Annotated in this window: 12 protein-coding genes; 6 read left to right on the forward strand and 6 right to left on the reverse strand. The window is 63.4% G+C overall.

Annotated elements, in window-relative coordinates; translation table 11 throughout:
• Position 1: 1 nt before the first annotated feature.
• On the reverse strand, positions 2-1,075 hold the full coding sequence (locus ACQ4WP_RS16015; RefSeq protein ID WP_436522271.1) for a sensor histidine kinase: 1,074 nt from the start codon (positions 1,073-1,075) through the stop codon (positions 2-4).
• A gap of 138 nt (positions 1,076-1,213) precedes the next feature.
• Between ACQ4WP_RS16015 and ACQ4WP_RS16020 the strand changes: the two genes are divergently transcribed.
• The gene (locus tag ACQ4WP_RS16020; protein ID WP_436522273.1) at positions 1,214-2,065 is read left to right on the forward strand and encodes a DUF2306 domain-containing protein; all 852 of its coding nucleotides are present in this window, start codon (positions 1,214-1,216) and stop codon (positions 2,063-2,065) included.
• A 78-nt stretch (positions 2,066-2,143) separates the two neighbouring features.
• On the opposite strand, the gene ACQ4WP_RS16025 is transcribed toward ACQ4WP_RS16020, so the two are convergent.
• Entirely contained in the window at positions 2,144-3,649 is a 1,506-nt protein-coding gene (locus tag ACQ4WP_RS16025; protein WP_436522275.1) for an anion permease, read from the reverse strand.
• A 258-nt stretch (positions 3,650-3,907) separates the two neighbouring features.
• Between ACQ4WP_RS16025 and ACQ4WP_RS16030 the strand changes: the two genes are divergently transcribed.
• Both ACQ4WP_RS16030 and ACQ4WP_RS16035 read left to right on the forward strand, forming a co-directional pair.
• Entirely contained in the window at positions 3,908-5,053 is a 1,146-nt protein-coding gene (locus ACQ4WP_RS16030) for an acyltransferase family protein (protein WP_436522277.1), read from the forward strand.
• Between the two features lie 233 nt (positions 5,054-5,286).
• A complete protein-coding gene (locus ACQ4WP_RS16035) occupies positions 5,287-6,060 on the forward strand; it encodes a ferredoxin--NADP reductase (RefSeq protein WP_436522279.1) in 774 nt (257 codons plus the stop codon).
• 73 nt (positions 6,061-6,133) lie between these two features.
• Here ACQ4WP_RS16035 and ACQ4WP_RS16040 read toward each other — a convergent pair whose 3' ends face one another.
• Complete coding sequence (locus tag ACQ4WP_RS16040; protein WP_436522281.1) at positions 6,134-7,798, reverse strand: phosphoethanolamine transferase; 1,665 nt, start codon at positions 7,796-7,798, stop codon at positions 6,134-6,136.
• Positions 7,799-8,016: 218 nt separating this feature from the next.
• On the opposite strand from ACQ4WP_RS16040, the gene ACQ4WP_RS16045 reads away from it, so the two are divergent.
• Positions 8,017-8,607, forward strand: coding sequence for a type 1 glutamine amidotransferase family protein (locus ACQ4WP_RS16045; protein ID WP_436522283.1), 591 nt, complete (start codon positions 8,017-8,019; stop codon positions 8,605-8,607).
• Here the strand turns inward: ACQ4WP_RS16045 and ACQ4WP_RS16050 are convergent.
• The 3 genes from ACQ4WP_RS16050 to ACQ4WP_RS16060 all read right to left on the reverse strand — a co-directional run bounded on the left by ACQ4WP_RS16050 (position 8,604) and on the right by ACQ4WP_RS16060 (position 10,873).
• Entirely contained in the window at positions 8,604-10,082 is a 1,479-nt protein-coding gene (locus ACQ4WP_RS16050; RefSeq protein WP_436522285.1) for a serine hydrolase domain-containing protein, read from the reverse strand. The genes ACQ4WP_RS16045 and ACQ4WP_RS16050 overlap by 4 nt on opposite strands.
• Before the next feature lie 85 nt (positions 10,083-10,167).
• Positions 10,168-10,497 (reverse strand): immunity protein Imm33 domain-containing protein, encoded by a 330-nt coding sequence (locus ACQ4WP_RS16055; protein ID WP_436522287.1) that lies wholly within the window; start codon positions 10,495-10,497, stop codon positions 10,168-10,170.
• Between the two features lie 7 nt (positions 10,498-10,504).
• Entirely contained in the window at positions 10,505-10,873 is a 369-nt protein-coding gene (locus tag ACQ4WP_RS16060; RefSeq protein ID WP_436522289.1) for a hypothetical protein, read from the reverse strand.
• A gap of 133 nt (positions 10,874-11,006) precedes the next feature.
• On the opposite strand from ACQ4WP_RS16060, the gene ACQ4WP_RS16065 reads away from it, so the two are divergent.
• Positions 11,007-11,408 carry a GFA family protein gene (locus ACQ4WP_RS16065; RefSeq protein ID WP_436522291.1) on the forward strand — a complete coding sequence of 134 codons (402 nt, stop codon included), beginning with the start codon at positions 11,007-11,009 and terminating at the stop codon, positions 11,406-11,408.
• A 208-nt stretch (positions 11,409-11,616) separates the two neighbouring features.
• Positions 11,617-11,943 carry a hypothetical protein gene (locus tag ACQ4WP_RS16070; RefSeq protein ID WP_436522293.1) on the forward strand — a complete coding sequence of 109 codons (327 nt, stop codon included), beginning with the start codon at positions 11,617-11,619 and terminating at the stop codon, positions 11,941-11,943.
• Positions 11,944-12,044 lie beyond the last annotated feature (101 nt).

Genomic DNA, 12,044 nt, shown 5'->3' on the forward strand with positions numbered 1-12,044 from the left:
TTCAATGCGTGTCACCAGGAAGGATGAAATGCAGCTCGGCGCGCACGCCCTGCGGCGCGACGGCATGCAGCTCGAGGCGGGCGCCGGGGCCATACACGGCCAGCAGGCGGCTGCGCACATTGTTCAGGCCAGTGCCCGGCTGCGTCGTCTCCGCCATGCCCACGCCCGTGTCGCTGACCCAGACGCGCACCTTGCCGCTGGCAGGCTCCACTTCCGTGCCCACGTCGATGCGCCCGCCTGCCACGCCGGGATCGATGCCATGGCGTACGGCGTTTTCCACCAGCGTCAGCAGCGCCATCGGCGGAAAGCGCAAGGTGGCCGCCTGCACGCAGCCGACGACGGCAAATTGCAAGCGGTCCGGCATGCGCACCTGCATCAGTTCAAGGTAGGCGCGCACCAGCTGCAGTTCCTGTTCCAGGGTGGCGGCCCTGTCGTTCAATCGCGGCATGGCGGCGCGCAGATAGGCGATCAGCTGGCGCAGCACGGGCCCCGCATGCGGCGAGCCGGTCGCCACCAGCGCTTCGACATTGGCCAGGGTGTTGAACAGGAAATGCGGCTCGATCTGCGCCTGCAGCAGGCGCAGGCGCGCGTCCAGCAATTCGCGCTCCAACGAACTGTTTACCAGCTCGGCCTGCAGGCGGTCGGCCCGTTCGCGCTCGCGCCGTTCGCTGCGCATGGCCAGCAGGGAAAACGATACGCCGAAGACGATGGCCAGGAACACCATCAGGAAGTGACCGACGAGGGTTTGCGTTTGCGCAAGGTAGGTAAAGAACTGGCTGCGCTGCGTGGCCAGTGCCGTCACAAACGCGGCCACGGGCGCCATCAGCACCACGGCGCCCACTCTTGCCGCCGCCAGGGGCAGCCAGCGCGGACGCAGGGCGCCGGCCGCCGAATACGCCAGCAGCAAGGCGGCACCGATAAAACCGATACGCCCGAACACGCCCAGGTAAGAAGTCCCGCTGAGCAGGTGCAGCAGCCACGACAGCAGCAAGGTGAAGACCGTCACGACGAGCGCCTGCCGCGCGCTGGGCAGAAGCGCGGCGTAGCGGCGGGTGGTGGCGGGCGCAGATGTCATGGCATCACCATACCCGCGATACGCCCGCCGTTCAAGCCCTGAAAACCGTCGTTCGTCGCACCGGCGGCGCCGGTTCGCGCCCGACCGGAGGATGCCCGCCTATCTTGATGGCTGCACAACACTGTCAGGAGACACGCCATGCCATCCGCACCTTCCGCCGCCAGCCATGTCCCCGCATCGCGTCTGGCGTCATCACGCAACGGGGCCGCCACGGCGCTGTCGGCCGCCGCAACCTTCTGGTTCGCGGCCACCGTCCTCGGCCAGCTGGTGTTTGCCGCCTACATCGTGGTCCTGTACGGCGGGCATGGCATACACGGCAACTTCCAGGGCTGGAATGCGGTCATGTCGCACGGCCACGTGCCCGGCGATGGCGTGGGCAACCTGGCCACCGGCATCCACCTGCTGCTGGCGGCCGTCATCATGCTGGGCGGCGCTCTGCAACTGGTGCCGCAGCTGCGCCGCATCGCTCCCCGCGTGCACCGCTGGAACGGGCGCGCGTACCTGGCCGGCGCCGTGCTGGCCGCGCTGTCAGGCATATACATGTTGTGGTGGCGCGGCGCCGTCGGCGACGTGGTGCAGCACATCGGCATCAGCCTCAATGCCGTGCTGGTGCTGCTGTTCGCGGGCCTGACGCTGCGCCGCGCCTTGCAGCGCGATATTGCCGCGCACCGGCGCTGGGCCATGCGCCTGTTCCTGGCGGTCAGCGGCGTGTGGTTCTTCCGTGTCGGCCTGATGTTCTGGCTGGCCGTCAACGGCGGCCCGGCCGGTTTCGACCCAGGCAGCTTCACGGGACCTTTCCTGAGTTTTCTTGCCTACGCGCAGTATCTGCTGCCGCTGGCCGTGCTGGAGGGCTATTTGCGCAGCCGCGACGGCGGCAGCGCGCCGGCCCGCTGGACGATGGCGACGCTACTGTCGCTCCTGACAGTGGCAATGGGCGTGGGCATCGCCGTCGCCAGCATGGGCATGTGGTTGCCGCGCATGCATGGCTGAGACGTCCGGCGACGGATGTGGTGCGATCCGCGCAGGTAGTGACTATCGACACTGGCGCGCCAGCGATAGTGTGCAGTCTTACCAGTAACCGAGCAATTTCCACCAGGTCGTGCCGACAACGGCAAAGATCACCAGTTCCACCACGCACATGATGAAGCCGACGCGCCACCAGTTGCCCATCGTCACGAAGCCGCTGCCAAAGATGATGGGCGACGTGCCCGTGGCATAGTGCGTCAGGGTCATCATGATGGCCGAGCCGGCCGTCATCATCAGCATGAAGGGTACGTGGTACTCGGCGGGAATCAGGTGCAGGCCCACCGTCAGGAAGGCCAGCAGCATGGCGCTGATGTGGGCCGTCGTGCTGGCAAAGAAGTAATGCGAAAAGACAAACACCAGCACCAGGACGGCGGCTATCGGCAGCCAGTCCATGCCGCTGGCGACAATGGCGGCCTTCATGCCGGCCGAGAACCAGGCAATCACGCCCGTCTTGTTCAACTGCTCGGCCATCATCACCAGCGCGCCGAACCAAACGAGGGTATCCCAGGCGCTCTTTTCGGACAACACGTCGTCCCAGTCGATGGTGCCGGTAATGATCAGCACGAACAAGCCGACAAAGGCCACCACCGTCGCATCGAGCGAAAACGCGGGACCGAACAGCATGGCGGGCACGTTCGCCCACAGCAACAGCAGCAGGGCGAAGGTGCCCAGCATGACTTTTTCCGACGGCGACAGCGGGCCCATGCTTTTCAGCTCCGCCTTGGCGTAGGTGACGGCGTCCGGCGTGGCTTTCAATTCCGGCGGCGACAGCCAGTAGATGATCAATGGCATCACCAGCAGGCACACCAGGCCCGGCAGCAGCATGCACAGGGCCCAGGTGGTCCACGTCAGGTGGAAACTCTGGCCGCTGGCCTTGGCCACGAAATCGACCACCAGCGGATTGGGCGCCGTGGCCGTCAGGAACATGGCCGAGGTGATGGGGTTGGCGTGGTAGTTGACGAGAGCCAGATAGGTGCCGACTTTCTTTTCCGTGCCCTTGGCAGGGTCCGAATCGAAGGCGTTGGCGATCGATTTCATGACGGGGTGGACGATGCCGCCACCGCGTGCCGTGTTACTCGGCGTAAATGGCGCCAGCACCAGTTCGCAAATCGCCAGGCCGTAGCCGATGCCCATGGTGCGCTTGCCCAGCAGGGAAATGAACAGCAGGCCGATGCGGCTGCCCAGCCCCGTCTTTTTCAGGCCGCGCGAAATCAGGATCGCCACGACGATCAGCCAGATCAATGGATTCGAAAAACTGCTGAGCGCATCCGTGATGGCGCCCTTGGACGAGGTCGACGTCACTTGCGACAAGGAAACGATGACAATGGCCATCATGGCCATCACGCCGATGGGCATGACTTTTAAAATGATCGCCAGGATGGTGGTGAGGAAAATCGCCAGCAGGCCCCAGGCCTTGGGCGTCAAGCTGTCCGGCGCCGGCAGCAATAACATGCTCACCAGCAAGGCAGTGCAAATTAAGGCGGGGACGAGGCGGAATGGGACGGCTTCCTTGAAATGCAGGAACATGTCGCGCACTGTTTTATACATCTTTATTACCTTTCGCTGTGGGGCAGGCATCTGGCGGTCGGAATCGTGCACGCAGATTCATGGGCTGGCAGGCACGAAAAACCGCGCCCGCAAGATGACAGATGCCCAACAATTCTGTTCGGCAATATCATACACGCAAGGCGCCCCCGCCCCCTGCTCCATTCGGCGCGCCTTCCCGGCAATTGCAAAATCGTTGACCTGCGAGCGACATATCTCACATAATCGCCCCTCATGCAAGCAAACCAAACAAGGACGCCATTGCAAGCCCGCAACCATCATATCGACGCCCTGCGCGGCGCGGCCATCCTGTGCGTGCTGGTGCTGCACTTCGCGCTGGCCTATGGCTTGAAGAACAGCCCGCTCTCGGCCTTGCCGGGCTGGCTGCTGGGCGCCGCCTACCAGGGCAATTACGGCGTGACCATGTTCTTCGTAATTTCCGGCTACCTGATCACCTCGACCTCGCTACGCCGCTGGGGCGACCTGGCGCGCATCGACCTGGCGGCGTTTTATGCATACCGCATCGCCCGCCTGCTACCGTCTCTGCTGCTGGCCCTGTCCCTCATCGTGCTGCTGGGCGTGCTGGACGTGCCCTTCTTTGCCAATTCGGATGGCGGCAAGGACTTGCCAGCCAGCTATTTCTTCATCGCCATCGCTTCCGTACTGACCTTCTGGCACAACGTGCTGATGCAAAGCGCCGGCTATTTCAATTACTGCCTGAACGTGTACTGGTCGCTATCGGTCGAGGAAATGTTTTATCTGCTGCTGCCGCTGTCGTGCCGCTTCCTGCGCCAGCGCCAGGCGATCATGCTGCTGTGCGGCGCTGTCATCGTGGCCGGCCCCGTCTATCGCAGCCTGCACGCGGACAACGAAATCTACTTCATGTATGGCTATGCCGCCTGTTTCGACGCCATCGCCATCGGCTGCCTGACGGCCCTGCTGACACAACATTGGCAGCCCGGCGCGCGTGCCGGGCAACGCTTGCGCTGGGTAGCGGGCCTGGCCCTGGCGGCCCTGTATGTACGCGGTATCGGCGGCCATGAAGTCTTCGGCTTCAGCGCGATCGCGCTGGCCAGCGCCGCCTTCATCATGGGCGCCACGGCGGGCCAGGCGGCCAGCCAGGGCCGCCCCGGTCTGCTGCAATGGCTGGGACGGCACAGCTATGAGCTGTACTTGTTCCATATCATCGTGCTGGCCGCCATGCGCAATGTGGTCGATAAGGCTAGCCTGGGCTACGCGGAGCGCTTGCCGTGGCTGGCGCTTTTCCTGGCCGTGACGGCGCTGGCGGCCGCCCTCGTCGCCCGCTATGTGTCCGAACCGGCCAATACCGCCCTGCGCCGGCGCTTCCGCGGCACCGCCACGGCCGCGCCTGCGTGTGCTGGCGGCAGCCCTGGAGCGGCACCTTGAAAAAGTGAGCCAGGTCAAGAGAGCGCATGCCCACAGCCCGTTTCCGGGCAAATCCCAGCCCGAACTTGCCATCCGCACTATAATGTTGGCACCGTATGCGGCAGCATTGGCGGCGATAGACGGTAACAATTTCGTGTGGAGGCCGGTACAATAGTGTCTGGGCCTACACAGGGTTTCACTTTTGCCAGCAGTTGCCAGCAACTAACCATTTTTTTGACCAGCCAACAAACACTATGAGTTCGATGAATGAAGAGCGCGTATTAAGCGTGCACCACTGGACGGATACCCTGTTCTCCTTTACCACCACGCGCGACCCGTCGCTGCGTTTCTCGAATGGCCATTTCACCATGATCGGCCTGCGCGTCGATGGCAAGCCCTTGCTGCGCGCCTACAGTATCGCCAGCGCCAACTACGAAGAGCACCTGGAATTTTTCAGCATCAAGGTGCCGGGCGGCCCCCTGACGTCGCGTTTGCAGCACTTGCAGGTGGGCGATACCGTCATTGTCGGCCGCAAGCCGACGGGCACCCTGGTGTCCGACTACCTGCTGCCAGGCAAGCGCCTGTACATGCTGTCGACAGGCACGGGCCTGGCGCCGTTCCTCAGCATCGTGCGCGATCCGGACATCTACGAGCGCTTCGACCAGTTGATCCTTGTGCATGGCGTGCGCCAGGTCGATGAACTGGCCTACCGCGAGCTGCTGGAAGAGCACCTGCCGAAGCATGAATTCCTGGGCGAAATGGTCAGCGACAAGCTGCGCTATTACCCGACCGTCACGCGCGAAGACTTCCGCAACATGGGCCGCATCACGGCACTGATCGAGAACGGCAAGCTGGCCGAAGACCTGGGCTTGCCACCACTCAATCCTGCCGAAGACCGCGTCATGATCTGCGGCAGCTCGGACATGCTGCGCGACCTGAAAGAGATGCTGGAAGCGCGTGGCTTTAAGGAAGGCAATACCTCGACGCCCGGCGACTTCGTTGTCGAGCGCGCGTTCGCCGAGAAGTAATCGGCAAGTCATCCGCAACACAGCAGAGGCCCGGCCCCGCCGCTTTCCGCGGCGGCGCCGGGCCTCTTGCATGTCAGCTGGCGCCAGGTGCGCGAACCAACACGGGCGCGCCGCGCTGGTATTGCAAGCCATTCATGAAGCGCTGCACGGGCTGAAAGGCACCGCTGAGGATATCGTCATGCGCCGCGTAATAACGCGTCTCGATCTTCAGCAGGCCCAGCACGGTCGCATCGAGCTTGTCCGTCTGATACGGCCGGTTTTCCAGCGCGGCGCGCGCGGCCGTCGATTGCGGCGCTTGCTGCTTGTTCCAGATCAACATGGGAATTTCATAGCCGCTCTTGTCCGACGCGGAATGGCCCGCGTGATTGCGGCTGTAGCCGACTTCCTGACCATGGTCGGAGACAAACAGCAGCGAGACGGCGCGCCCGGCCTTGCCTTGGTCGGCCATGCCGATCAAGTTGCCCAGCACATAATCGCCATAGCGGATGGCGTTATCGTACTCATCGCGCCGGCTGCGTACCCAGCTTGACCTGCCCTGGCTGGCCATTTGCGCGCTGACGGCGTCCTGCGCCTGGTCGAAATGCGCAAAGCGGCTGGGATAGCGCATGTCATAGCTGGGATGGGCACCCAGCAAGTGCACCACGATCAGCTTTTTCGGCGCGCTATCGGCCAGCGCACGGGCGAACGGCTGGAACAGCTTGCCGTCGAAATTGTTTTCGCCACGTCCCGTACCGTAGTTGATGAAATCGCTTTCATCCGCCTCGCCCGCCAACAGTCCGATCCAGCCATCGTTGCGCGTCTGGTTCGAGACCCAGAACGTCTTGTAGCCGGCCGCCTCGGCCAGCATCAGCAGGTTGGGCTTGGCCATCCACGCATCGGGGTTGCCGATATCGGCTGGCGTAAGCATGGTCATCATCGATTCCACCGTGCTGGACGCGGGCGAAATCACATCATTGAACACCAGCAGCCTGGAACGCATGGCGTCGAGCCGGGGCGTGGTGGCGCGCGCGTAACCATACAGCGACATCGAGGCGCGGTTGGTGCTCTCGCCGATCACCAGGATGACGGTGCGGGCATCCTCACCCGCATAGCGCACATGCCAGTCGCGCGGCGCGGCCATGGCCGCCGTCAGCGCATGCTGCATGGATTTCATCGCTTCCAGCTGCGCCTTGTACTGCTGGTAGCGTAGCGGCCAGAACAGGGCCGGATTTTCGCGCCGCATGGTGGTATTGACGTGCAGCAGCACGAGAAAGACGGCCATGGTGGCGGCAAAGCCTTTTTGCAGCAGGCCCGGCACCGCACTGCCGCGCGCCGCCTGCCAGCGCAGCAACTGGCGGTCGGCCAGCAGCAGCGCCACCGTCACGAGCACAAACCAGACCGCCGATTGCGCCAGGGCAATGCTGTTGTGCAGGAAAAATTCTCCCGTTTCGGCTTGATCTGTCGCAAACATGGCCTGTAAAACTGCATTTGGATTCGGCCGCATGCCAAAATAGCCACGTAAAAACCCTTTGATGGCGGCGTCGAGATAAAACACGGGCACGACGACGCGCAGCAGCACGGTGACCGCGCCGGCGCTGGCGTTGCAGCGCCAGGCGTGCAGCACGCCGCCCACGCCCAGCAGGAAAGCCGCCAGCAAGACGCTCAATTTCAGGCATTCGTTCGCGCTTAATTGATCGAAGAGGAAGAAAAGCAGCAGGCCAGCAACGCTGAACAGGACACGGCAAAACAGAATCAGCATGGAGGCGACAGGTAACAGGCATTCAAGGGGGGGAAGGCCCGTGCGGACGGGCCAGCGATTGTAGCGTAGTCTCTTGCAGTCTGTACCATCATTTCATGCGCGCTCTTGGTTCAAGCGCGCTCCTGACAGAAATTGTCAGTACTTTCTATTATGCTTTCGGCACCAGCAGGCTAGCCAGCCTGTACTATTGATATCTCCACCTGCGACAGGACTTTTCCATGACACGTGCCATCACCATATTGACCGAGAATTTTGCCGATTGGGAAACCGCCCTGATCAACTCCACGGCGCGCCTGTATTACGGCTTTTATACGCAGTTCGCCACGCCGGGCGGCCTGCCCGTCACCTCGTCCGGCGGCATGCAGGTCACGCCGCAGCTGGCGCTGGAAGCCATTTCACTCGATGAACTCGACTTGCTCATGGTGTGTGGCGGCAGCCACTGGAAAAGCGGCAAGGCGCCCGACCTGGGGCCCCTGCTGCGCGCCGCCCGCGACAAGGGCGTGGTGCTGGCCGGCATTTGCGATGGCACCCGCGTGCTGGCGCAGGCGGGCGTGCTCGACAACGTGCGCCACACCTCCAATTCCGCCGATAACCTGACGGATGTCGGCTATGCGGGCGCCGCCCTGTATCAGGATGTGCCCTGGGCCGTGGCCGACCAGCGCATCATCACGGCGCCAGGCACGGCGCCCGTCACCTTCACGCAAGAAGTCTTGCGCGCGCTGGGCATAGACGACGAGAATCTGGCCACTTACCTGGCCTTGCATGGGGCCGAGCACGGCAAGGCTACGGCAGCCCAGGCAGCCCCTTAGTCGGCGGCCAAGACCCGCAAGCGCGCCACGGCGTGCGTGTTGCCGGGATCCAGTTGCAGTGAACGGCGGTAATGCGTGACGGCCAGCGCCGTGGCGCCCGCCGCCTCGTACGCTTCGGCCAGGCTGTCGTGGCCATTCGCCCCTTGCGGGTAGAGTTGCACGCCGAGCTGGAAAACAGCGACCGCCTGGTTCGGCTGCTGCCGGCCCAGCAGGCGGTAGCCCCAGGCATTCAAGTCGTCTTCGGTGGGCTCGGACAGCCCATGCTGGCGCCGGATGGCCGCCAGTTTCTTGTCCAGCCCGTCGAAACCGTCGCTGGCCGCGGCCTTGCGCAGCAGGTGCGCGGCATACGCGCCGCCGCGCTGCTGGCGCAGGGCGGGAATGTAGAAACCGGCGACGGTATCGATCAGCTGTTCCGGCTGGCCGCCGGCCAGGTTGCTGAGGATAATGACGGCCAGACCATCGTCCGGATACACATAGAAGGCCGAGCGGGCGCCGCCGATGCCGGCCACGGCGCGGTGGCCATCGCGGCCGATGGTGGGCCAGCCCAGCGCCCACGGGGCCGGCTTGCCGTCGTTCAGGCTGGTCGGCTGCCACAGCCGCGCCACGCTGGCGGGCGCCAGCAAGCGTCCCGACTGCAGCGCGATGAGCCAGTTCGCCAGTTCACCCGCATTGCTGTTGATGCCGGCCCCGGCGCGCATGAACACGGGGAAATCCTCGTTCACGTTGCGGTAACCGTTGCCGCCCCGGTTCAGCACATAGGAACTGGCCTTGTTGACGACCACGTCCTTCGCATCGCCAAAACCGCTGTGCGGCATGCCCGCCACGTCAAACTGTTGCCGCTGGATGAAGGAGACAAAGGGCTGGCCGCTTTGCCGCTCGATCAATTGCGCCAGCAACACATAATTGGTCTGGTTGTAGCGGTAGCGCTCGCCTGGCTGGGCTTCCACGGGCAGCGCCTGCACGGCTCGCCACGCCGCGTCGGCGTCGTCCGGCTGCGGCCCCACCAGCTTGCCACTGCGCTGGTCCAGCACATCGGGCAAGCCCGAAATATGCTTGAGCAACTGCGTCACCGTCACGGCTTGCCAAGCTGAAGGCAAGCCCGTCAGATACTGTCCGATCGGTGCCGCCAGATCGATCTTGCCCTGCTGCACCAGTTGCATCACGGCCACGCCCGCAAACGCTTTCGTCGCCGAATTGATGGAAAACAGGCTGGCATCCGTCACCGGCACCTGGTATTGCAGGCTGGCCAGGCCGAAATTGCGCGCCAGCACGACCTTGCCACGCTGTATCACCGCCAGTTGCAGTCCTGGAATCTGGCGCTCCTGCATTTCGCTGCGCACAAAAGCGACGATGTCCTGTTCCGCACGCAATGCCTGCGGCCCGCTGGCGGGAGCGGCGGCTGCGGCTGCAGTGACGGGAGAGGTAACGGCGCCAAGCGCCATGATCAGCAGGACAGACGGGAGGTGTGGGTTCAAGATGCGGCTTTCAGCAAGAGAAAACGGAACAGCAGCATCCCATACCTATTTATCAACGTCAACGACAATCTTGCCGGTCAGAAAGTTACTCTTCGAGCCACACGTCTTCATAGCCTTCCCGGTCGAGGATGAACCTGGCGCCGCTGGGCAAAGCCAGGTAATCGACCACCTGCGGCAGCATCTCGTGCAGGTGTTCCGCATGCAGGGGCTGGTAAAAGCCGCTGGCATCGTCGTGCCCGCCGCAGTGGATGAACCAGCTGATGGTGCCGTTTTCCGGCAGCGCGATGCGCGTGCCGTAGATGGGCGATTGGTCCAGGCTGCCGATGGCCAGGGCCACCATGGGCTCGGGCGCCTGCGCCGGCAAGCCGAATTTGTCGCAGATGCGCTGTTGTGTTTCGCTGATCAGTGCGGTCATGCTGCTCTCAGGATCCGATGTATTGGTAATGCAGGCACAGAGCGCCATCGTGGCCGGACATTTCCAGGTGCAAGGTCGCTTCGCCCGGCTTGCCATCGGCCAGCAACAGGCATTCCATGCCCAGCGGCCCGGCGTCGGTGGCATACACATCCACGGCGGGACGGCCACCCTTGCCCGGCACAAAGGCCTGCGCCAGCGGCGCCAGCGACAGCGCCTGGTTTGCCGAAAAATAGCTGTCGAGCATCTCGACGATCTCCTCGGCCACGGCTGGCGACAGGGACCAGTCGCGTTGCAGCGCAACAGGATCGCGCCGGTCGAGCGTGTGCACGAAGGCTGCCGCCTGCGCATACGCCTGTTGCCGCAAGCTGTCAGTCATGTTAATTTCCATACTGCAACTCCTATCCCGTCCATTCAACAGCCGTCATTATAGGGCGTGACCTGGTGGATGCCACACTCTCGCCATGCCGATAGTTGCATGACAGTCCGGCAACCCTGTAAAGTGGGTCACGATGAAAAAAACCTACCATGGCAGTTGCCACTGCGGTGCCGTGCGCTTCGCGGCCGAGATCGACCTGGCGGCCCGCAGCCTGCGCTGCAACTGTTCGTTCTGCCTGAAAGTGCGCTGCTGGGCCAGTCTGGTGCCACCCTCGGCCTTCCGCCTGCTGGCCGGCAAAGGGGACTTGAGCGAATACCGCTTCGGCGCCGGCCGCGAACGCCACTATTTTTGCCGCCATTGCGGCGTGCGCCCGTTTGGCCACGGCGATTCTGCACGCAGCGGTCCGTTTATCGGCATCAGCGTCAGTTGCCTCGATGACGCGTCGGTGGCTGAACTGGCCCAGGTGCCAGTCACCTTTATCGATGGCCGGCATGACGAGTGGGACACGCCGCCGCAGGAAACACGGCATCTGTAAAAATGCAATGCAGAAATGGTTATCACGCACCACGGAGTTTTCCTACGTAGCGACAGGTAGTGTCCCTATGGTTAAGCCAGCGTCAGGCAGCGAAAATGGCCTCAACGGTGCTGCACGGCGCCGGAGGCCAGCCAGGAGCATCCTTCATCCATCCTCACGCCATCCTTGGTACGGATGATGACGCAGACTAACCATAGGGGTAATGATCATGACTTCCAACAGCAACGACAAAAGCGGTAAGCAGTCGAACAAACAGCAATCGGGCAACCAACAGTCGGACAAGCAGCAGTCGGACAAGCAGTCCGGCACCCGCCAGCCGTCCGGTGGCACCCAGGGCGGCAAGCACGAGCAGCATGTCGAGGCGGGCCGCCAAAGCCACAAGAATGACGGCGACAAGCAATCCGGTTCGCAACAATCGGGACTAGGCAGGAGCGCCAGCGAACAAGCGGGTTCCGGCGCCGGTTCGCGCGGCGGCGCGCATGAGCAGCATGTGGAAACGGGACGTCAAAGCCACAAGAATGATGACAAATCCTGATTGCCGGGTCGTGTGATTGCCGGCAAATCTGCCGGGACTCCGCTGCAGCATGGGCCGGTGCGGCAGTGCCGTGCCGGCCCATGGGTACCGTAGGGCCAGGC

The sequence above is a fragment of the Janthinobacterium lyxosi genome (assembly GCF_051380665.1).
GTDB lineage: Bacteria > Pseudomonadota > Gammaproteobacteria > Burkholderiales > Burkholderiaceae_D > Janthinobacterium.